This is a genomic window from Rhizobium sp. R693, from assembly GCF_002211315.1.
In the GTDB taxonomy this organism is placed as follows: domain Bacteria; phylum Pseudomonadota; class Alphaproteobacteria; order Rhizobiales; family Rhizobiaceae; genus Rhizobium.
Genome location: NZ_LOKY01000012.1, coordinates 336,125 through 356,984, shown reverse-complemented (window position 1 = coordinate 356,984; position 20,860 = coordinate 336,125). Strand labels below are relative to the sequence as shown.

21 protein-coding genes are annotated in these 20,860 nt (G+C 59.9%); 8 read left to right on the top strand and 13 right to left on the bottom strand.

Features of this window, described 5'->3' with window-relative positions; genetic code table 11:
- Positions 1–40 precede the first annotated feature (40 nt).
- On the bottom strand, positions 41–1,429 hold the full coding sequence (locus ATY79_RS13670) for a M17 family metallopeptidase (protein ID WP_088690960.1): 1,389 nt from the start codon (positions 1,427–1,429) through the stop codon (positions 41–43).
- A 155-nt stretch (positions 1,430–1,584) separates the two neighbouring features.
- Here ATY79_RS13670 and ATY79_RS13665 point away from each other — a divergent pair, with 155 nt between their 5' ends.
- Positions 1,585–2,415, top strand: a complete 831-nt coding sequence (locus ATY79_RS13665; protein ID WP_088704138.1) for a tetratricopeptide repeat protein — start codon at positions 1,585–1,587, stop codon at positions 2,413–2,415.
- Positions 2,416–2,418: 3 nt separating this feature from the next.
- Here the strand turns inward: ATY79_RS13665 and ATY79_RS13660 are convergent, their stop codons facing one another.
- From ATY79_RS13660 to ATY79_RS13615, 10 genes are all read right to left on the bottom strand, one after another.
- Positions 2,419–3,051 (bottom strand): LysE family translocator, encoded by a 633-nt coding sequence (locus ATY79_RS13660; RefSeq protein WP_088690962.1) that lies wholly within the window; start codon positions 3,049–3,051, stop codon positions 2,419–2,421.
- A gap of 83 nt (positions 3,052–3,134) precedes the next feature.
- Positions 3,135–4,118: a type II secretion system F family protein gene (locus tag ATY79_RS13655; protein ID WP_088690963.1), complete on the bottom strand. Its 984-nt coding sequence runs from the start codon at positions 4,116–4,118 to the stop codon at positions 3,135–3,137.
- Between the two features lie 13 nt (positions 4,119–4,131).
- Positions 4,132–5,139, bottom strand: a complete 1,008-nt coding sequence (locus ATY79_RS13650) for a type II secretion system F family protein (protein WP_088690964.1) — start codon at positions 5,137–5,139, stop codon at positions 4,132–4,134.
- Positions 5,140–5,143: 4 nt separating this feature from the next.
- On the bottom strand, positions 5,144–6,613 hold the full coding sequence (locus ATY79_RS13645) for a CpaF family protein (RefSeq protein WP_088690965.1): 1,470 nt from the start codon (positions 6,611–6,613) through the stop codon (positions 5,144–5,146).
- Positions 6,614–6,642: 29 nt separating this feature from the next.
- Entirely contained in the window at positions 6,643–7,920 is a 1,278-nt protein-coding gene (locus ATY79_RS13640; RefSeq protein ID WP_088704137.1) for a CtpF protein, read from the bottom strand.
- A gap of 18 nt (positions 7,921–7,938) precedes the next feature.
- A complete protein-coding gene (locus tag ATY79_RS13635) occupies positions 7,939–8,691 on the bottom strand; it encodes a CpaD family pilus assembly protein (protein ID WP_088704136.1) in 753 nt (250 codons plus the stop codon).
- Positions 8,688–10,199, bottom strand: coding sequence for a type II and III secretion system protein family protein (locus tag ATY79_RS13630; RefSeq protein WP_189637070.1), 1,512 nt, complete (start codon positions 10,197–10,199; stop codon positions 8,688–8,690). The genes ATY79_RS13635 and ATY79_RS13630 overlap by 4 nt, the downstream gene beginning before the upstream one ends.
- Positions 10,200–10,204: 5 nt before the next feature.
- Complete coding sequence (gene cpaB / locus ATY79_RS13625) at positions 10,205–11,020, bottom strand: Flp pilus assembly protein CpaB (RefSeq protein ID WP_088690969.1); 816 nt, start codon at positions 11,018–11,020, stop codon at positions 10,205–10,207.
- 111 nt (positions 11,021–11,131) lie between these two features.
- On the bottom strand, positions 11,132–11,644 hold the full coding sequence (locus ATY79_RS13620) for a prepilin peptidase (RefSeq protein WP_088704135.1): 513 nt from the start codon (positions 11,642–11,644) through the stop codon (positions 11,132–11,134).
- 85 nt (positions 11,645–11,729) lie between these two features.
- Entirely contained in the window at positions 11,730–11,909 is a 180-nt protein-coding gene (locus ATY79_RS13615) for a Flp family type IVb pilin (RefSeq protein WP_088690971.1), read from the bottom strand.
- Positions 11,910–12,315: 406 nt separating this feature from the next.
- On the opposite strand from ATY79_RS13615, the gene ATY79_RS13610 reads away from it, so the two are divergent.
- The 7 genes from ATY79_RS13610 (at position 12,316) to ATY79_RS13580 (ending at position 17,738) form a co-directional block, all read left to right on the top strand.
- Positions 12,316–12,726 (top strand): pilus assembly protein N-terminal domain-containing protein, encoded by a 411-nt coding sequence (locus ATY79_RS13610; protein WP_088690972.1) that lies wholly within the window; start codon positions 12,316–12,318, stop codon positions 12,724–12,726.
- Between the two features lie 116 nt (positions 12,727–12,842).
- On the top strand, positions 12,843–13,460 hold the full coding sequence (locus tag ATY79_RS13605) for a TadE/TadG family type IV pilus assembly protein (protein ID WP_088690973.1): 618 nt from the start codon (positions 12,843–12,845) through the stop codon (positions 13,458–13,460).
- Positions 13,460–14,035: a TadE/TadG family type IV pilus assembly protein gene (locus ATY79_RS13600; RefSeq protein ID WP_088704134.1), complete on the top strand. Its 576-nt coding sequence runs from the start codon at positions 13,460–13,462 to the stop codon at positions 14,033–14,035. The genes ATY79_RS13605 and ATY79_RS13600 overlap by 1 nt, the downstream gene beginning before the upstream one ends.
- Before the next feature lie 97 nt (positions 14,036–14,132).
- Positions 14,133–15,353: a phosphopentomutase gene (locus tag ATY79_RS13595; RefSeq protein ID WP_088704133.1), complete on the top strand. Its 1,221-nt coding sequence runs from the start codon at positions 14,133–14,135 to the stop codon at positions 15,351–15,353.
- Positions 15,350–16,318 carry an adenosine deaminase gene (locus tag ATY79_RS13590; RefSeq protein WP_088690976.1) on the top strand — a complete coding sequence of 323 codons (969 nt, stop codon included), beginning with the start codon at positions 15,350–15,352 and terminating at the stop codon, positions 16,316–16,318. Before ATY79_RS13595 ends, ATY79_RS13590 begins: the two co-directional genes overlap by 4 nt.
- A gap of 108 nt (positions 16,319–16,426) precedes the next feature.
- Positions 16,427–17,056 carry a uracil phosphoribosyltransferase gene (gene upp, locus ATY79_RS13585; RefSeq protein WP_007529134.1) on the top strand — a complete coding sequence of 210 codons (630 nt, stop codon included), beginning with the start codon at positions 16,427–16,429 and terminating at the stop codon, positions 17,054–17,056.
- A 160-nt stretch (positions 17,057–17,216) separates the two neighbouring features.
- Positions 17,217–17,738, top strand: coding sequence for a TIGR02281 family clan AA aspartic protease (locus ATY79_RS13580; RefSeq protein WP_088704132.1), 522 nt, complete (start codon positions 17,217–17,219; stop codon positions 17,736–17,738).
- 3 nt (positions 17,739–17,741) lie between these two features.
- On the opposite strand, the gene ATY79_RS13575 is transcribed toward ATY79_RS13580, so the two are convergent.
- Both ATY79_RS13575 and ATY79_RS13570 read right to left on the bottom strand, forming a co-directional pair.
- Positions 17,742–18,542 carry an ATP-binding cassette domain-containing protein gene (locus tag ATY79_RS13575; protein WP_088704131.1) on the bottom strand — a complete coding sequence of 267 codons (801 nt, stop codon included), beginning with the start codon at positions 18,540–18,542 and terminating at the stop codon, positions 17,742–17,744.
- Positions 18,535–20,787, bottom strand: a complete 2,253-nt coding sequence (locus ATY79_RS13570; protein ID WP_088704130.1) for an ABC transporter permease — start codon at positions 20,785–20,787, stop codon at positions 18,535–18,537. Before ATY79_RS13570 ends, ATY79_RS13575 begins: the two co-directional genes overlap by 8 nt.
- Positions 20,788–20,860: the final 73 nt, after the last annotated feature.

Sequence of the window (20,860 nt, the reverse complement as noted above, 5' to 3'; positions counted from 1 at the left end):
TGCCGCCCGTCACGGTGAATAAAATTCTAACGATCGCCGCTTAGCGCACGCTCTGCCGGATGTGATGGTAGAGCGCACGAATTGCCTGCGCCTCGCCGCCGCCGGGGGAGTGCGGCCGTTCGGAAGGCGCCCAGCCGTAGATATCGAAATGCGCCCAGCTCGTGGTGTTGGAGACGAAGCGCTTGAGGAACAGGGCAGCGGTAATTGCACCGGCCATGCCGCCCGCCGGTGCGTTGGTGATGTCGGCGAACTTGGCGCGAATATCCTTTTCATAGCCGGCATAGAGCGGCAGCCGCCACAGGGGATCATCCGTCTCGAGGCTTGCTTCGGTCAGGTCCTGGGCAAGCTCGGCGTCGTCGGTGAAGAAGGGCGGCAGGTCGGGACCGAGTGCCACGCGGGCCGCACCCGTCAGCGTCGCCATGTCAATCAGGAGGTCGGGCGCATCCTCATCCGCATAGGCAAGCGCGTCGGCGAGGATCAACCGGCCTTCCGCGTCGGTATTGTCGATCTGCACCGTCAGCCCCTTGCGGCTCCGGTAGATGTCACCCGGACGGAAGGCATTGGACGAGATCGAGTTTTCGACGACGGGAACGATCAACCTGAGATCGACCTTGAGCTTGGCGTCCATGATCATCAGTGCCAGGCCCATGACGTTTGCCGCGCCGCCCATGTCCTTCTTCATCAGCAGCATCGAGGACGCCGGCTTGATGTCGAGGCCGCCGGTATCGAAGCAGACGCCCTTGCCGACGAGTGTGATCTTGCGGTGCCCCTTCTTGCCCCAACGCAATTCGAGCAGACGTGGCGCGTCCGCGCTGGCACGGCCGACGGTATGAACGAGCGGGAAGTTCTGGCGCAGGTCGTCGCCGCTGACGACATTGATTTCGGCCTTATAGTGTGCCGCCAGACCGCGGAAGGCTGCTTCCAGTTCGTTCGGCCCCATGTCGTTCGTCGGCGTATTGATCAGGTCGCGTGCCAGGAAAACCCCCGCCAGCTGCCGCTTGATATCCGCGCCGTCAGCATCGCGCGGGATCATCAGCGTCGGAGCCGAAGACTTCTCCGATTTGTAACGGTCGAAGCGGTAGCTGCCGAGGCCGAAGCCGAGCGAGAGGCGGTTTGCCGTCAGCGGCGCCGTTTCGATATGCCAGTCGCCGGCCGGCAGCGTACGCGCAAGCTTGCCCGTGATGTAGGGTTGTTCAGACGGGTTGGTGCCGAGCCCGAACAGCGCGCCACCAAGATGACCGTCCTCCGTTGGGATCAGCAGCATCGAGCCGCTCTCGGCCTTGTAGCCCGCCTTCCTGGCCCAATCGAGCGCGATCGGATCGATCGTACCGGTTTCGATATGCGCGGGGGTGACGGCAAAGATCGGCAGGGTCGAGCCGCCCTTGCTGTTGAAGGGGGTGGGTCTCTCGATGAACTGATAAGGTGCCATGAGTATCCTTTGGGGCGTCCGGGAATCGCGTCTTAACGGTCCGTTAGGGTTAACAGACTATTGCTGGAGTGAAGATTGCGTCAAAGCCTTTCCCTGTTTTCGCTTTGAGGTCAGACGCCGATTTCGGATCTCATTTCGGATCTCAGGGACGCACGATGCCTGCTTCGGCCAATACTCTGATCAAAACCCGTATTTTTCAGGGCGTCGCGACCGCGCTCGTCGTCCTTTCACTTGCCGGCTGCACGACGACCAAGGACCGGATGACGACGGGATCCATACCGAAACCCACCAAGCCGGCCGAAACAATGAACGAAGCCGAGCTGCGCAGCTCGACTGAGAGCATTGGGCAGGCCTATGAGAAGAACCCCCGCGATGCCGTCAACGGCGTGAACTATGCGAACCTGTTGCGCATGCAAGGCCGCGACGCCCAGGCGCTTGCGGTCATGCAGCAGGTTGCCATTGCCAACCCGACCGATCGAACCGTCCTGGCGGCCTACGGAAAGGCTCAGGCTGCCGCCGGGCAATTGCAGCAGGCGCTCGATACAATCGGTCGCGCTCAAACCCCTGATCGTCCCGACTGGAAGCTCACATCGGCGGAGGGCGCGATCCTCGATCAGCTCGGCCGCTCCACCGAGGCGCGACAGCGTTATCGTGAAGCGCTCGATATCCAGCCGGGCGAGGCATCGATCCTGTCCAACCTCGGCATGTCCTATGTGCTGACCGGCGACCTGCGGACAGCCGAGACCTATTTGCGCCAGGCGGCAGGCCAGCCCACGGCCGACAGCCGGGTCCGCCAGAATCTCGCACTGGTTATCGGTCTTCAGGGCCGGTTCCCCGAGGCGGAGAAGATTGCGCGCGCAGAGCTTTCGCAGCAGCAGGCCGATGCCAACGTCGCCTATCTGCGCTCGATGCTGTCGCAACAGAATTCCTGGCAGAAGCTTGCGGCCAAGGATAGCGGCAGCAGCGCCCCCACCAGCACCAACTGATCTCTAGCGGCCGGCCAGTCCCGATGCGACCAGCTGTGCGCCAAGACCGGCCATGACCGTACCGGCCAGGCGATCGATCCATGTCTTCGCAGCGAGGTATAGCCGTCTCGGATGTTTTGCGGAGAATGCGAGCGCCACGACCGTGTACCAGCCGGCTTCTACGGCAAAGACGCCGATCGGCACTGCGAAGATAAGCCCGAGTGGAACCGTCTTCGGCAGCAAAGCTGCAAAGATGCTTGCGTAGACGACGATCGTCTTTGGGTTGCTGACCTGTGTTAGGAGGGCGGTGGTAAAGCTTCGCGGGAGCGCGCGACGATCGCTGCCCGCATCGCCGACGTGGATCGGCTCTCGCGCCCCGCGCCAGATCTTCAGGGCGATGTAGACGAGATAGGCTCCGCCAGCCACCTTCAGAGCCAGATAGAGCCATTCGAATTGTGAGAGCAGCGCGGTCAGCCCCGCCAGCGCCAACACGCTGAAGGCAACGCCGCCAACGCCCATCCCAAGCGCCGCCGCAAGCCCGTCGAGACGTGAACGCGACATCGCAATACGTGAAACGAGAACAAAACTTGGGCCTGGGCTCATCGCCCCGATAGAAAGAGCAGCGATGATACTCAGGAAGATGCTCAGGGACGACATCAACGGCTCCTGCCGGCTTATGGAGATGCCGCAAAACCTATGCGTAATGCTTAGAGATGACCAGCCCCCGCGGACATGGAAGCCTAGAAGCGATCGGCCACCTGGATGCCGGCCGGGCCAAGAATAACGGCGACGAGAACTGGAAGGAAGAACAGGATCATCGGCACCGTAAGCTTCGGCGGAAGTGCGGCGGCCTTCTTCTCGGCCTCGTTCATGCGTTCGTCGCGGCCTTCCTGTGCCAGCACGCGCAGCGCCTGCGAAATCGGTGTGCCGTAGCGATCGGCCTGGATCAGCGCCTGGGTGACCGATTGCACCAATGGGATCTGCGTGCGCAGGCCGAGGTTCTCCAGCGCAACACGCCGATCGGGAAGGAACGAAAGCTCGGCCGTCGTCAGGATCATTTCTTCCGCTAGCGGCGGAGACGCCTCGCCAAGTTCTTCTGAGACACGACGCATGGCTGCCTCGATCGAGATACCTGACTCGACGCAGATCAGCATCAGGTCGAGCGCGTCGGGCCAGGCACGCTTGATGGAGTGCTGGCGCTTCGACATCCGATTGGAGATGAAGATATTCGGCGCATAGAAGCCCACATAGGCAACGCCAAGCGTCAGCAGAAATCGCATCATCGTTGGTTTGTCGGCCAGATGATTGAGACCGAAGACCCAGAAGATGGCAAGGCCGAAGAACAGGAATGGCAGCAGGAAGCGCGCCACGAGGAACATATTCAGCGCATTTTCCGAGCGGAACCCGGCAGCGCGGAGTTTGTTCATGGTGTTTTCGTCGACCAGTGCCTCGCGAAGGTTGAACTTCTCGACGATCTGGCGGACAGAACGGTTGTTCTGTGTGCGAAGCGAGCCTTTTCCCGCTGCGTCGGCGTTCATGCGCGCACGTTCGCGGGCACGGATCTGTTCGCGTTCCGTGGAAACAGCCTTCATGCGCTTGTTGAGGTCTCCACGTTCGAAGAAAGGAATGGCGACGGTATATAGGCTGGCGAATACAGCGATCGCCACCAGCACCGCGATCAGCATGGCGGGGTCTGTCAGTTTAGCGGCGAGATCAGATGACACGGCCCGTCCTCCATCAGATGTCGAAATTGACCATGTTGCGCATGACGAAAATGCCGATCGACATCCAGACCGCTGAGGCGCCCATGATCAGATGGCCACGCGGGTCGGTGAACAGGATCAGCATGTATTGAGGGGATGTCAGATAGACGAGTGTCGCAACGATGAACGGCAGAGCGCCGATGATGACGGCAGAGGCCTTGGCTTCCATCGACAGCGCCTTGACCTTCGCCTTCATTTTCTTTCTGTCGCGCAACACCTTGGCGAGGTTGCCGATAGCCTCCGAGAGGTTGCCGCCGGCCTGTGACTGGATCGCGATGACGATCGCAAAGAAGCTCACTTCCTGTAGAGGCATGTAATTGCTCATACGCGCGCAGGCATCCGGTACGCTGAGACCCACCTGCTGCGATTCGACCACACGGCGAAACTCGCTCTTGACGGGATCCTTGCCCTCGTTGGCAATGAGCCGAATGGCGTCGTTCAAAGGCAGGCCAGACTTGATCGAGCGCACGATGACATCGAGCGCATTCGGAAACTCGTCGAGGAACTTGTTTTGACGCCGCTTGATCAGAAAGCCAATCACCCAGCGCGGCAGCCCAACCCCGGCAATGATGGGCAGGCCGAGCACGACCATGACAGGGGCGTCGGCCAGGAATGCGAAGAACATCAGGATAACGGCGAAAATCGCGCTGAACATGTAAAACCGCCCGGGTGTTATCCGCAGGCCGGCCTGCGTCAGTCTCGACTTCAACGACAGCTTCTTCTTGGTGTTTTCCTGCTGGCGCTTCTCAAGATCCTTCAAATTATCCTGCACCGACTTGCGGCGCTTCGACAGTTCCTGGACGCGGTCACGGGCCGCCTTGACGCTGGCCTTGTCTGCCTCGGCCGAAACGACACGGTTAACGCGGTGTGCCGATTTCTTCTCGGTCTCGATCTGCGCGAAGAGAAGGCCATAGCAAACGGCACCGGCCGCGACGGCGGCAAGCACGACAATGGCCAACACGACAGGATCGAACCCGAACATCAAACTAATCCTTAGACTTGGCTTCCATTTCGTCGAGGGCGGCGGCAAGGCGCTTTTCTTCGTTGAAGTAGCGTGCGCGGTCCCAGAAATGCGGCTTGCCGATGCCGGTCGACTTGTGCCTTCCGATCAGGCGGCCGGACGCGTCTTCGCCCTCGATTTCGTAGCGCATCAGGTCCTGGGTGATGATGACGTCGCCTTCCATCCCGATCACTTCGGTAATCTGCGTGATGCGACGCGATCCATCGCGCAGGCGCGCCGCCTGGACGATGATATCGATCGAACCCGAGATGATTTCGCGCACGGTCTTTGCCGGCAGCGTGAAACCGCCCATTGCGATCATCGACTCGATACGGCTGAGGCATTCGCGTGGCGAGTTTGAGTGGATCGTGCCCATGGAGCCGTCGTGACCGGTGTTCATTGCTTGCAGCAGGTCAAAAACCTCCGGTCCGCGCACTTCGCCGACGATGATCCGTTCCGGTCGCATGCGTAGGCAGTTCTTGACGAGATCGCGCATGGTGATCTCGCCTTCGCCTTCGATGTTTGGTGGGCGGGTTTCCAGGCGCACCACATGCGGCTGCTGCAGCTGCAGTTCGGCCGTGTCTTCGCAGGTGATGACGCGCTCGTCTGTGTCGATGTAGCGGGTGAGGCAGTTGAGCAGCGTCGTCTTGCCCGAGCCGGTGCCGCCCGAAATGACGACGTTGCAGCGGACGCGGCCGATGATCTGGAGCAGCGTCGCACCTTCCGGCGTGATGGCGCCGAAGCGAACGAGCTGCTCGAGGTTCAGCTTGTCCTTCTTGAACTTGCGGATCGTGAGTGCCGGTCCGTCGATGGCGAGCGGTGGCGCGATGACGTTGACACGAGAACCGTCGGGCAGACGGGCGTCGCAGATTGGGCTTGATTCATCGACGCGACGGCCAACCTGGCTAACGATACGCTGGCAGATCGACAGCAGCTGCGAATTGTCGCGGAAGCGGATTTCGGATTCGATGGTCTTGCCGCCGACCTCGATGAAGGTCTGACCGGCACCGTTGACCATGATGTCGGCGATGTCGTCTCTGGCCAGCAGTGGCTCGAGCGGACCGTAGCCGAGAACATCGTTACAGATATCTTCGAGCAGTTCTTCCTGCTCGGAGATCGACATCGCGAAGTTCTTGATCGTGATGATGTCGTTGACGATGTCGCGGATTTCTTCGCGCGCACTTTCTCCGTCGAGCTTGGCAAGCTGCGAAAGATCGATCGTATCGATTAGCGCGGAAAAGACTTGCGCTTTCGTGTCGTAGTATTCGTCCGTACGGGTTGGGCGCTTGCGCTGAGGCGTCTGCATCGGTGGCGGCGAAACCTGCTGGCGCGAAGGCTCACGCTGCGGTTCGACCAGAACCGCAGGGGCAGACGGAGAGGGCTGCTGAACCGGCGGAGGCGGCGCGGTCGTGCCGCCTGCCTTGCCAAAACCCTCGTTTCCGCGTTTTCCGAACATGCCTTATTCCAATCCGATCTTGGCGGGCGTCACTTGCGCTTCAGCAGGCCCAGCAATCTGCCCTTGCGTGCTTTCTTGAGGGCAATCCGCCCGGTCACGATGTGCGATATCTGCGAGAATGTTTCCGCCGTTGGCGACTTTGCATCCATTTCCGAAATCATGCGGCCGCTATTGGCCGCATTGCCGAAGAGGTTGGCATCAAAGGGGATGATTGCGATCGGGTCGGTTTCCAGCGGTTCGCAGAAATCGGACGGGCTGATCTCCGGCCGTTTCGTCATGCCGACCTGGTTAAGGATGAGATGTGGCATCTTGTCGTTGGGCCGCATCTTTCTGAGTGCGTCCATCATGTTCTTGGCGTTGCGCAAGTTGGCAAGATCGGGGGACGCGCAGATGACGACCTCGTCGACACTACCTAGCACTGATCGCGTCCACTCCGACCAAGCGTGCGGCACGTCGAGGACAGTGATAGGCGCGTTGCGCTGAAGGACATCGAGGACAGGCTGGAATGCCTGTGGTTCGAAATCATAGGCGCGGTCGAGAAGGGAAGGGGCCGCAAGCAGCGACAGGTGCTCGGAGCACTTCGTCAGCAAGCGATCGAGAAATACTTCATCCAGACGGTCGGGCGCATAGACGGCCTCGGCGATACCCTGGGTCGGGTCCTGGTCAAAGTCGATATTGGCCGTGCCATAAGGCAGATCGAGATCGGCCAGGATCGTTTCGGTCGAAAACAGGTTGGAGATGCCGAAAGCGCAATTGTGGGCGATCGTCGAGGCGCCGACGCCGCCCTTGGCGCCGATGAAGGCGATGCTGCGGCCAAGCGGTTCCGCATCCGGGTCAACGAAGATCGTCGCCATTGCCGCCATGATGTCCGGCATGGCGACGGGCTGGACCATATATTCGGAAATCCCATTGCGTACGAGTTCGCGGTAAAGCGGGATGTCGTTGTAGTAGCCGACGATGATGACCTTGGTGGAAGGGTCGCAAACGGCGGCAAGCGGCGCCAGCTCGCTGAGCAGGCTCGCAGCTCCCGCCTTGGTTTCGAGAATGATCAGATTTGGCGTTGGTGCTGTCGTAAACATGTTCGCGGCGGCCGCAATGCCGCCGCTGGTGATCCGCAAGCCGACCTTGGACATACGGCGGTCATGGCTGCAGCGCTCCATGACCCGCTGCAATTCTTCGCTCTCGCAGAAGGCGTGGACCGAGATGCGAGGAAGTGGGCGCATGTTCTCGAGTTCGGCCATGCGAATGGCATCCTCGGCGTAGCGCAGCTCCGTCGTATTCTTGATCTCGTATTCGACTGTACTCATCGTTCGGTCCTAAACTGATCAGAAGGTGCTGGAGCTGCTGCTGAGGTCTTCGATCGTGCTTGTCGTTTCGCGATACTCTTTAATCGCGGCGTTACGACGGGTCGCATCGATCGGGGTCATGCCGCGAGGCGCAATCAGGTCTTCAGGGTTCGCTATCTGGGCGGCCAGGTTGTTTTGCGTTGCGCAGCCGAAATTGTAGTAATTCTGGTTGTTGAAATCGTTGATCATGTCTCTCGGCCACTGACCGCACTGCGAGGTCATCGCCGTCGTTCCGACGAAGGTCAGGCGGATCGGAGCCGCGTCTCCAGCACCGTTGGCCGCGTAGGTGCTGTTGACGATCTTGGAGCTCGCGATGCCGCGGGCCGACAGTTCGGCGCGCACCTGACCGCGCAGCTGGCGGGCGGCTGCTGCATTGGGCGACCCTTCGGGCGTCAGCAAGTAGACCGGTCCGGTGGCCCTCGAGGTGTAGTTCTGCGCGAAGCCACGGATCATGTCGCGCTGGGCGATGTTGAGGCGGCGGTCCGTCGAAGCGACAGGGATATCGACCGACTGCTCGGCTTCGGCAACCACGATCGGGTGGCGCTGACGATAATCGTCGGGAATGCCGCCGGTCGTCAGTTCGTCGTGGGAGGCGCAGCCGGAAAGAAGCGCGGCCGCCACGGCGACTACGCTCAGCAGTGATCTCGAAAGGCGAGTTTCATGCGCAGTGCGCTGTTTGTGGGCCATCTGCTGATCTCTGTGTTGGGCCATTGTTGATTCTGCCGCGGTCATTTGTAGATGAACCCGATGGAGCCATGGAATTGGGCGTCGGCAACGGGCGTTTCGCGGCCGCCGTAAACCTTGTTGACGCGATTGAGCAGGAAAGCCGAAGCATCGTTTTCCGGGCTGAAGTTGTCGTCCGGACGGTTGAGCTGATTGCGAGCAACCGGGCGCACGAGATAGGGCGTTGCGATGATCACCAGCTCGGTTTCGTCGCGCTCGACCGTGCGCTGCCGGAACAGCGTGCCAAGCAGCGGGATCTTGTTGACCCCGGGCGTACCATTCGAAGTCTGCGAAACGTTGTCGCGGATCAGGCCGGCAAGCGCGATCGAGCCGCCGGAGGGAAGCTCGACGGAGGTCTCCGCAGAGCGGCGTTGATAGGTTGGCGTCGATCCGGACACCGAAGGTGCGGGCTCCGAGACGTTCGTCTTGATCTCCAGGCTGATGCGGCCCGAGGAAAGCACGACAGGCTTGAAGGCGAGATTGATGCCGTAGTTATAGGGAACGATCGTGACGTTGCCGTCACTATCGGTCGTCGAATAGAGTACTTGGCCGCCGGAATTGAAGGTTGCTGCCTGGCCGGAAATGGCAGTCAGGGTCGGCTCCGCCAGCGTCTTGACCACCTTGGCCTGCTCAAGTGCGTTCAGATAGGTCGAAATGTCGTATTTTCCGATCGAGCTCTTGAAGAGGGCGGCTAGACCGCCACCCACGACCGCGGTAGCGCTATCAGCGCTAGGGGAGCCCAGCTGGGCGACCGAAAGACCCCCCGAATTCGAAACCAGATTGTCGAAGCCGAGCTGCTTCAAAACCTCACGACGAACTTCGGCGATGGTGACCTTCAACGTCACCTGATCTTCGCCTTGGATCTGCAGAAGGTTGACCACCTGCGAAACCTGGCGGCCTTCGGCAAACAGTGCCACGGAGCTGTCTCCGCCGGAACCGGTCGCGGTTTCCGTACGTGTCGTGGCCTCGCCGCCTTTCAAGAACACTTGTGCCAGATCCGCGGCCTGGGCTGCATCCTGCGGCGTGCGAACCGTACCCGTTAGCACGATGTTGTCCGAGACGATCTCGACCTTGATGCAGGAGTCGGGGATGAAGCGCCGCAAATTAGCTTCCAGGCCCGCGACGTCGCGCTCGATCGCGATATCTAGACTGACGATCTGCTGGCCGTCGGCGCCGAAAATGAAAATGTTCGTCTGCCCTACGGTCTTGCCGAAGAGATAGATACGCCGCGAGCTACGAGTGACTGCGTCGGCCATGGAAGGGTCCGACACGAGGATATCGTGAGCATCGACGGGCAGATCGACGACGATCGCCTTCTTCAAGCCGAGTTTCAAGCTGCGATGAGCACCGGGACCCGTCTGGGTTATCGTCACCATACCGTCGGAATTGGCCCATGCTGCACTCGGGCCGAAGACCGGGGCGAAAGCGCCCGGCACAGCGCCGGTAAACCCGATCGCAAAGGACAAGCACCCTGCCGTCAAGGGCTTCATATGGCGCTTCAGATTGCCCATTCCCATTTCCTTTACTCAGCCTTCGGCGCGCTGCTGCTGTCTGTAACGATAGAGCCTGATTTGATGACTTGGACGAGGGCGTTGCCGTTGTCGCCGCTGAGCAGGTAGTCCGCGGCGCTGGTATCCTGCTCCTCAGCGTCGGCGACGGAGCGCAATGCCAACGACAGCCGGTCGGCCATTTGCTGGGCAACGGCCAGTACCTTGGTCTGGTCGGGGGTCAGCTCCAGCGTTGCCGTGGTGCCGACCACGGCTTTGGAGCCATCTTCCTTTTCCTGGATCTGCTGGTCGATCGCGAGCACGCGCACATTGCTGAGCACGGTCTCGGTCAGATATTTGTCGGCTTCCTTGGACTTGCGGACCATGATGACGTCGACGCGGTCGTTCGGCAGGATGAAGCCGCCGGCACCTGTCGCAACCGAGATTTCGGTTGCGACTGCACGTTTCCCGGAGGGCAGCAGCGAGGACATGATGCGGCTGTTCGAGTCGGCGATCTTTTCCGCGCGGATCGGTTCGCCCTCGAAGATCGGAAGGCGAACGACGGCGCCCTGCATGTCTTTCAGAGCATCGGGCTTGTCGGATTCGGTGATAAAGCCCTGGACGACGCCACTCTGCGGCCATCCCATCCAGTGAACCGCTTTGTCATCCAATCTGGCGCCGACCGGCAGATTGGCGCTGGAGACGAGCACGTTGACAGTCGGCTCCTTCTCGACGACCGACTGAACCTGGGTGACGACGGAACCACGGCCCGCGAGGCTCATCGCCAGCACACCGGCAAGGCCGGCTGCCACGACGGCCACTCCAAGTATCATAAGGCGGGCGGGTTTCATCGAACGTTCCTCGGGGATTCGCGCTATTCGCCCCGGAGAATGGCCCGCAATTGGTATAATTATGGTTAATGAAAGGCTTCGAGTTTAGGTTAACTGAGAATTAACTTGCCGTTACTTCAGTCCTTCAAGTGCTGCCAGGAAAAGCGGCGAAGAGGGAAAGGCCATAAACCCGCCGATCGCGATCGCAATGCCATAGGGGATCTTCTTGGCCATGAGAATAGAGTTTGGCACCGGCAATCCGACGGCAAGGATCAAGTTGGCTTGTGCGCGGATCATGAGGATCAGCAGCGTCGCGGCGCCACCGATCAAGCTGACATAGACAAGGAATTCGAAGAGAGAAGAGTTGAGGCCGAACCATAGTGAGACAGCAGTCAACAGCTTCGCGTCGCCGCCACCCATCACGTTCAACGCGAAGAGTGCAAAACAGGCGGCGAAGACAGCGGCGCCTGCAGCCACGTGCGCGCCGATCGCGGCAAGTGGCAAACCCATTGACAATACGATAGGAAAAAATGCGGCAACAAGAATGACCGAGACCCTGTTCGGGATTGTCATTGTCAAAAGATCCGACAACGCTGCGATAGTCAGGCAGAGCGGGAAAATCAAGAAAACTGTGGCCGCGGTCATGCTCAGTATCTCCTGCAAAAAAAAGGCTCACGGTGCCATTGGTCCGTGAGCCCCTAAGAACAAAATGCGTACCTAGTACGGTCAATCAGGTCGGCGTCTTGCTGCTGATCGTGTTGGACAGGTTGTTGAACATGATGTTCAGTTTGCTGCCCAGTGCAGTTGCGCCGGTGATGAGCGCGACGGAGATCAGCGCTGCGATCAGGCCGTATTCAATTGCGGTCGCGCCGGATTCGTCCTTCAGAAAACGGCTAACAAGCTTGGTCATGGTAACTCCTAACTCCAGTTGATGTTCAGCACGTCCGCCAACTGTTGCCGTTGATCGGATTGCCACAATTTAGCGCGGCCCTATTTCCATCAACTTAAAGAGTAGAGTTACTGCTTCGTAAACGCCGACCAACACTTGAGAACGGTAAGTATCCGCTTGCGTCATTGTTTAGAATTTTAGGAAAAAGTTCGTGTGCCGTTTCGTAGTTGAGACCAGGGAAACTTGGGAGTGTCCCGCCGATAGTTCAAAATGGCGCCCAAATAGGCCTCCGTTTATGCAAAGGTTGTCTCCAAATGGCGCGCCAAATCAGGATTGCGGACGCAACAGAAATGGAATTAAAGCTTCATTCACCAATTTTTCTCATGCTGTTTCGTAAAATCGCCGTAACTCTTGAGAGAGAATCAAAATGTTGCCGAGTGGCAAGAGGATTATCCTGGCCAGCTTTCTTGCCGCCGTCGGCTTTAGCGAATCCGCGCTCGCGCAGCAGGATGTTCTGCGGGTCTATATGGACCAGGCGCGCGTTCTGAAGCTCGATCGCCCGGTGAGCAAGGTGATCGTCGGCAATGCCAAGGTTGCGGATGCGACCGTCGCCGATGCAAAAACGATCGTGCTGACCGGACGCAGCTTCGGAACAACCAACCTTGTGCTGCTCGACGTCGACGGCAATGCAATTCTGGACGAAAGCATCCTGGTGTCGATCGACGAAGCAAACACCGTCCGTGTGTTTCGACAAACGGAGCGCTCGGTCCTTTCCTGCACGCCCAATTGCGAACAGCATAGCCAGCAAGGAACCGAAGCTGCGGCGGCAGCTCAATAGTCAGCCGCCATCTCTCGTTCGTCAGCCTTCCGTTAAACTTCTGATCCGGCTTGAAACGGAAAATCAACGATCGCGCCTTACAAAGGTGTAGTCGTCGCTGTCCCCGGATGCATGCCATGAAGGAAGTGGATCAAGTCGCGGACGCAGCCTCCCGCCGCCATAAGCGGAAAGGGCTGCGATTAACCGCCTTTGCGCGCTCCCGTGACGGGGCGGCCGCTATCGAATTCGCGCTCCTTGCCATACCCTATTTCATGGTGGTCTTTGCGATCATCGAGACATTCGTCGCCTTTGCAGGCGAGGAACTCTTGTCCAATGCGGTCGATACCATGAGCCGCAAGATGCGAACCGGACAGATCACGCCGGCAAACACGGATGTGACGGCGTTCAGAACGGCGTTATGTAATGAGATTTCGATCCTGATCGCATGCTCTTCAACGGAAGTGGCCACTCCCAGCAAGCTCTTCATCGACGTCCAGAACTTCTCCACATTTGCGGCTATTCCGGCCACCATACCCAGAACGTCGACCGACACCTATGCGGACATCAAGACATCGGACTTCAAATATCTGCCGGGAGGCTCCGGGACGATCAACATGGTCCGCGCCTATTACCGCTGGCAGGTCATAACCGACCTGATCAGGCCTTACATCACGAACGTCCGCCCGACCGATGGGTCGTCATCATATTTTCTGATGGTCGCCACGACGGCGTTCCAGAATGAGCAGTACCCATAATGGCAGGTCGTGGCGTACTGATCCGGCTTCATCAACTCGCAAGACGCTTCACCGGCGACCGGCAGGGCGTCGGCGCGATCGAGTTCGCCATCCTGTTCCCGATCCTGGTGATGCTCTACATCGGTGCGTTCGAGATCACGATCGGCCTCAGCATGAGCAAGCGGGCAAGCCGCGCAGCCGGCATGATCACGGATATCGTGACGCAGCAGAAAAGCGTAACCAAGGCCTGGCTTGCCGATATGCCCTCGGTCGCCTCCGCAGTGTTCGTGCCATATGGTTCGACCGGCCTTACGATCAAGATCACCGGAATTTCTCTCGACAGTGCCGCAAATCCGACGGTGGCATGGTCGTGGGCGCAGGATGGCAGTCGTCCCTACGTCGTGAATTCCGCCACGACGGTGCCGACCGATATGAAGAAGGCCGATATCTTTCTGGTTCGGACCGAACTGAGCATCCCTTATAAGCTGTTCCTGTTTGCACCCAACCTGGTGCCGAATGACAGCACGATCACCATCAGCCGCAGTTACTTCTATCTCCCCCGTGTGGACAGCTCCGTTGCCTGCAGCGATTGCTGACGCCCCGAGCTCGTTTGCCAAGTCCGCTCTGCCGTTATAAGGCTTGCGGAGCGGACCGCGATGGGCGGGCCGACGAATTTCTGTCGCTGGGTGGAGCATGGCGCGAGCCTTTCTTTTTGTTCTGGATTCATTTGGTGTCGGCGGGGCACCGGATGCGGCTGCCTATGGTGACGAGGGCGCCGATACGCTGGGACACATCGCGGAATTCTGTGCGGCAGGTGCTGGCGATCGCGAGGGGTTGCGCTCCGGCCCCCTGCAGCTTCCGAACATGTCGGCTCTTGGTCTGGTCCATCTCGCGAAGGCGGCGTCTGGCCGCTTCCCGGCCGGGATGCCGGTGCCGGAGAAGGTCTACGCGATGTTCGGCTCAGCGATCGAAGTCTCGCGCGGCAAGGATACTCCGTCCGGCCATTGGGAGATCGCGGGGACGCCGGTGACATTCGACTGGGGTTATTTTCCGACTGAAGGCGACGCCTTCCCACAGCCACTCGTCGAGGCGCTCTGCAGGGCGGCCGAGGTTCCGGGGATTCTCGGCAATTGCCACGCCTCCGGCACGGATATCATTGCCCGGCTTGGCGAAGAGCATATCCGGACCGGGAAACCGATCTGCTACACCTCGTCCGACTCCGTCTTCCAGGTTGCCGCACACGAGACGCATTTCGGCCTCGACAGGCTGATGACCTTCTGCACGATCGCCCGCGCCCTGCTGGACCACTATAACATCGGCCGCGTTATCGCCCGGCCATTTGTCGGGGAAACCGCTTCCAAGTTTCAGCGGACCGGAAACCGGCGCGATTTTTCAGTGCCGCCGCCGGAGCCGACACTGCTTGACCGGTTGGTCAAGGAAGGCCGCAAGGTCCATGCCATTGGCAAGATCGGTGATATCTTTGCGCATAAGGGGGTATCCCGGGTGGTCAAGGCGAATGGCAATGAAGCGTTGATGGACGCCAGCCTTGCGGCCATGGATACTGCCGAGGATGGCGACCTGGTTTTCACAAACTTTGTCGATTTCGACATGGTCTATGGCCATCGTCGGGATGTAGCGGGCTATGCCGCAGCACTCGAGGCCTTTGACGCCAGGCTGCCGGAAGTTGGCGGCAAGCTGAAGCCTGGCGACCTCGTCATCCTGACTGCCGATCACGGCTGCGACCCGACGTGGCGTGGCACGGATCATACACGCGAGCGCGTACCGATCATTGCCTACGGGCCAGGACTGCGTTCTCGCGATATCGGCATACGCGCCACTTACGCGGACATCGGCGAGACGATCGCCCGCCATTTGCGCATCCCGATGGGGGCGCATGGGAGAAGTTTTCTATGACATCGCATTTGAAGAAGGTCGAGTTGCATTGCCATCTGGAAGGGGCAGCGCCACCGGCGCTGACCTTGGCGCAGGCCCGGAAATACAACATCGACATCGGCCGTTACCTGGCCGATGGTACGTATGTCTGGCATGATTTCGCAAGTTTTCTGGAATGCTACGACAAGGTCTCCGAGGTCTACAAGACTGAGGAGGACTATGCGTTGCTGACGGAGACCTATCTTGAGGAGCTCGCCGCGATCGGAACGATCTACAGCGAGCTGATCGTATCTCCTGATCACGGCAAGCGGATCGGGCTTGGTGCCGATGCTTACATCGAGGGTGTGTGCGAAGGTATTCTCCGTGCCAAGGCAAAATGTGGCATCGAAGCGCGCTTGATTGTTACGGGAGAGCGTCATTTCGGCCCGGAAAGCGTCATTGGCGCCGCCGAGTACGCGGCCAAGGCAAAGAATCCCCTTATTACCGGCTTCAATCTCGCCGGCGAGGAACGGATGGGGCGGGTTGCCGACTACGCGCGTGCGTTTGACATCGCACGCGATGCGGGGCTTGGCCTCACCATCCACGCGGGCGAAGTGTGCGGAGCCTTCAGCGTCGCCGATGCGCTCGACATCGTCCGGCCCTCGCGCGTCGGTCATGGCGTGCGAGCAATCGAGGACATGGATCTTGTCAAGCGGCTCGCTGATCTCGGAACGGTGCTGGAAGTGTGTCCCGGCTCCAATATCGCGCTGAAGGTCTTTCCGGATTTCTCATTGCACCCGCTGCGAAAACTAAAAGAAGCCGGCGTACGCGTGACGATCAGTTCGGATGACCCGCCGTTCTTTCACACGTCGCTGAAGCGTGAATACGAGCTGGCCGCCGATGCCTTTGGCTTCAGCGACGCCGCAATTGATGAGATGACGCGAACCGGTATTGCGGCAGCCTTCGTCGACGAGGCGACACGCCAAGCGCTTTTTGCCCGGATGTGATCGACCCGCCCTGGGGATCGGCGTTGCAAAATGGCCTCCGCTCTTGCGGTGAAGGCAATTTCCATGGAAGAAACATCCGATAAGAACAACGATGGAAAGGGCTCGGCCATGGACGGCGTAACGGTCATCGATCACCCGCTTGTGCAGCACAAACTCACGATCATGCGGCGCAAGGAGACATCGACCGGAAGTTTCCGTCGGCTCCTGCGCGAAATCTCGACGCTGCTCTGCTACGAAGTGACCCGCGATCTGGAGCTTACGATGGAGACCATCGAGACGCCCCTGCAGACGATGGAATCGCCGATCCTCGAAGGCAAGAAGCTTGTCTTCGCCTCGATCCTGCGCGCCGGCAACGGTCTTCTCGAAGGCATGCTGGATCTCGTGCCGTCGGCGCGCGTGTCGCATATCGGCGTCTACCGCGACCACGAAACGCTGCAGCCTGTCGAATATTACTTCAAGGCGCCGGAGGATGTCGCCGAGCGCCTGATCATCGTCGTCGATCCCATGCTTGCCACCGGCAATTCCTCGATTGCCGCGATCGACAAGCTCAAGGAGCGGGGCGCGCGCAACATCCGCTTCCTCTGCCTCCTGGCCGCACCCGAGGGCATCAGGAACTTCCGTGAAGCGCATCCGGATGTTCCCGTATTTACGGCGTCGATCGACAGCCATCTGAACGAGAAGGGCTACATCGTGCCCGGCCTCGGTGATGCCGGCGATCGCATGTACGGCACGAAATAATTCACAATCCGTTTACCCAATCGATGCAGTTGATGGCCCGGACAAGCTTGCCGGGCCATTTGCTTTGCCGGCATTAGCAACTTGTCAGCAATTATGGCGTAGCACCTGTAAGCATGGCCACGCATGACGCGGGGTTTATACAGGAAGGATTTCTGTCCCGATGCTCGTGCGTACCGTCATTTTTGCAAGCGTCGCTGCGGTGCTTGCAACACAGATACCCACCCTCGTGGGAAAGCGTAGCAGCGAAGCGGTCACGTCGGCCAACTTCGTCACCGGCGCCGCCGAAGAGCTGCCTGCCGCGACCGCCAATGGCGGCACAATGCGCCTGCAGGCCGATGCCCAGGGACACTATTCCGGAGACTTCAGAATCAACGGTCGACAGGTGCAGGGTCTGATCGACACCGGTGCAACTTATGTCGCTCTCAACGAGAGCTTCGCCCGACGGCTCGGCTTTACCGGCAACCAGCTTGATTTCCGCTACTCGGTCAACACCGCCAACGGGACCACAAAGGCTGCGCACGTGATGCTGGATCGGGTCGAAATCGGCGGTATCCGCGTTCGCGACGTAGAGGCCTTCGTCCTGAAGGATGAAGCCCTTTCCTCCACCCTTGTCGGGATGAGTTTCCTCAAGAAGCTTGCCTCCTATTCCGTTGCAGACGGATCCCTCAGTTTGAAACAATAGGCGTCAGGACGTCGGCGACCGATCGGTGCTTCTTGCCTCATCGGCGGTCCGCGCACTCTCCCTTGTGCCGGAGACAATGATCTCCAGGACCTCGTGCTCGTCCGTGTTCTTGACGTAGCGGTCGCCCACATACTCGCCGCGCTTGAGAACCATGACGCGATCGCCGACGGCAAAAATGTCGACCAGACGATGCGAGATAATGATCTGGGCAACGCCTTGCTTCTTCAGCTCCAGCATGGTTTCCAGCAGCCGCTCGGTGGCCATTACCGAAAGGTTGGCAGTCGGCTCGTCGAGGATCACGACGCGCGGCTCAAATGAGATCGCGCGGGCGATCGCCACGGATTGCTGTCGGCCACCCGACAGGCTCTCGACCTTCTGATAGACGGAATTCACGTCGACCTTGAGCCGTTTCAGAACGCTGTCCGCCTCGGCATACATCTTCCGCCGGTCGATGAACGGGCCCCTGAGCGGCCAGCGGCCAAGAAAGATGTTCTGGCCGACATCCATGTTCCCGCAGAGCGCGAAGTCCTGATAGATCATCTCGATTCCGGCATCGCGGCTCTCGTGCGGGCTCTTGAAGTATACCGGTTGCCCGGCAACCAGGATTTCGCCGGAATCGCGCTGATAGGCGCCGGTTAGGATCTTCATCAGCGTCGACTTGCCGGCCGAATTGTCCCCGACCAGGCCGAGGATCTCGCCGGGATAGAGTACGAGATCGACCTTGCGGAGTGCTTGCACGGCGCCGAACGCCTTTTCGATGCCCCGCATTTCCACGATCGGCTGTAAGGGCTGCGCGTCAGCCATGGAGGCGTTCTCCGGTTGGGACAGCCGCCGCGAAACGGGCCCGCAGGCGCGCGAAGAGATTGGCCTGGCGCACCCAAATGTCGATCAGCACTGCCACGATGAGGATGACCCCAATGAAGACATTGATCCAGTGCTGCGGCATGCTGAAGCCCTGGACATTGAGCTGCAGGAGCGCGCGAACGAGCGTGATCACGGCCGCACCGGCAAGTGAGCCGATCATCGTGCCGTAACCGCCGAAGATCGATCCGCCGCCGATGATGACGGAGGCAATGGCATCAAGCTCTCGGAACTGGCCGGCAACCGGGTTGAAGCTACGAAAGTAAGCAACGTTGATAATGCCGGCCATGGTCGCGCAGAGCGCTGCCAGCATCAGCGAGATGAAACGCACGCGGTTGGTGTTGATGCCGGCGTAAGCGGCTGCGCGGACGTTGCCGCCAGCGGCGCAGACCTTCAGTCCAAATGATGTGTAGGCGAGCACGATGCCGGCGACGAGGGCAACGAAGAACATGAAGATCGTCTGGATGCTGACGACCTCGGCTAGCGTGCGGATGATGCCTGACGGCAGCAAAAGGCCGAAATGCAGGAGAACGTCGTTCAGTTTGCGGCCAAGCAGATTGTAGCCTTCGGGCCAGCCGGTCAGTTGCTGGCCGGCGACAAACCAGGCGGCGAGGCCTCTGGCAATGTAGAACATGCCGAGCGTAGCGATGAAGGCCGGCAGCTTGAAGCCGACCGTGACGACGGCATTGACGAGGCCAGCAGCTGTCCCGGCAAGCAGGCCCATTGCCACCGCGGTGAGTGGATCGGCGCCCAGTACCTTCAGGAAATAGGCGGCGGTGCTGCCGGCAAGCGCAAGCACGGCCCCGACGGAGAGATCGATATCCCCGGCAGCAATGACATAGGTAAGCCCGACGGTGATCAGGGCCAGTTCCGTGTAGTTCAGCAGGATCGCAAAGGTGTTGGGCAGGTTCCACCAGTAGTCCGGCCTCAGCGCCAGGCCGGTGAGCCAGAGTACCATAGTCAGGATGATGGCCAGCGCGTCACGCCGCGCGAGGAATTTACCGAGCCCCGTGGCCGAGAGCGCCAGGTCGGTCGCCATCGCCCCTTTGGTCTGGACACCTTCCAGGGCCACGCCGCCGGTCTCGTAGGCCGGCGGCGGCGGTTGGCTGCGGAGCCAGGCCCAGAACCGGGCAGCGATCTGGCGTCGAATGAGGAAGGGCTCGATAAGAACGGCCGTGACAAGAAGCAGGCCCAGGAAAACCAGTACGGCACCGGCAGGCAAGGTGAACCTGGCGCCCACGGCAACGTTCTCTCCATCGATAACGACGGTCCGCGTGATCGGCCAGCCTTCACGCAACACCTTGTCGATCAGCACAACGACTGCTGCGCCAAGGCAAGACCCGAACACCCGCCCACGCCCGCCGAGGATCGATGCACCGCCGATGACGACAGATGCGATAACGGTAAGTTCCCAACTGACGCCGTAAAGAGGAGTGACACCCTTGTCCTGCGCCGCTGCCAGGAGAGCAGAAAGCGTCGCACAAAGTGACGAGAGCAGATAGGCGCGAATGCGCACCCACCGCGTATTGATGCCCGCATAGGCAGCAGCCTGCTCGTTGCCGCCGGTCGCGAAGGTCTCATAGCCCCAGCGGGTCTTCGCAAGCACATAGGCACCGACAACGGCGACCACGAGGAAGATCGCGATCTGGTTATTGAAACCGAAGGCGTTGATCTCTCCGAGATGAAAGAAGAACGGATAGTCTTTCGCCTTGCCGGAATAGTAGATTGCCTGACCGTGTGTAAGCGCGAGAACGAAGCCGCGACCGATGAAAAGCATCGTCAGCGTTGCGATGAAGGCAGGCACTCTGAGGATCGTTACTAGGATGCCGTTGAGGAGGCCAATTGCTGTGCCAAGCAGCAAACAGAAGATCGCGGACCCGATGACGCCGAAGTCGAGAACGTTCGATGCGAACAGCCTGGCAAAAACCACGGCGATCAGGCCGTAGGTGGAGCCGACAGAAAGATCGAGATCCTTATTGGCGATGACAAAGGTCATGCCGACCGCGATGATCCCGACGCGGGATGTATCGCGAAAAAGTGCGTGAAGAGCCTCCGTAGACCCAAAAAAGGCGGGATTGACGAGAGCCCCGCCGAGGTAGAGCAGAGCGAGAAATATCAGTAGCCCAGCCTCCCAGCCGCCGACGAGCTGAGGCGGTGCATGGCCTAGCGATGTCGTCGTTGGCGCCATGGTTTCTACCGATCAATCTTGCCGTCGCGATGCGGGAGGCTTTAGTGATCCCGCATCGATCTCAGGCGTTTCG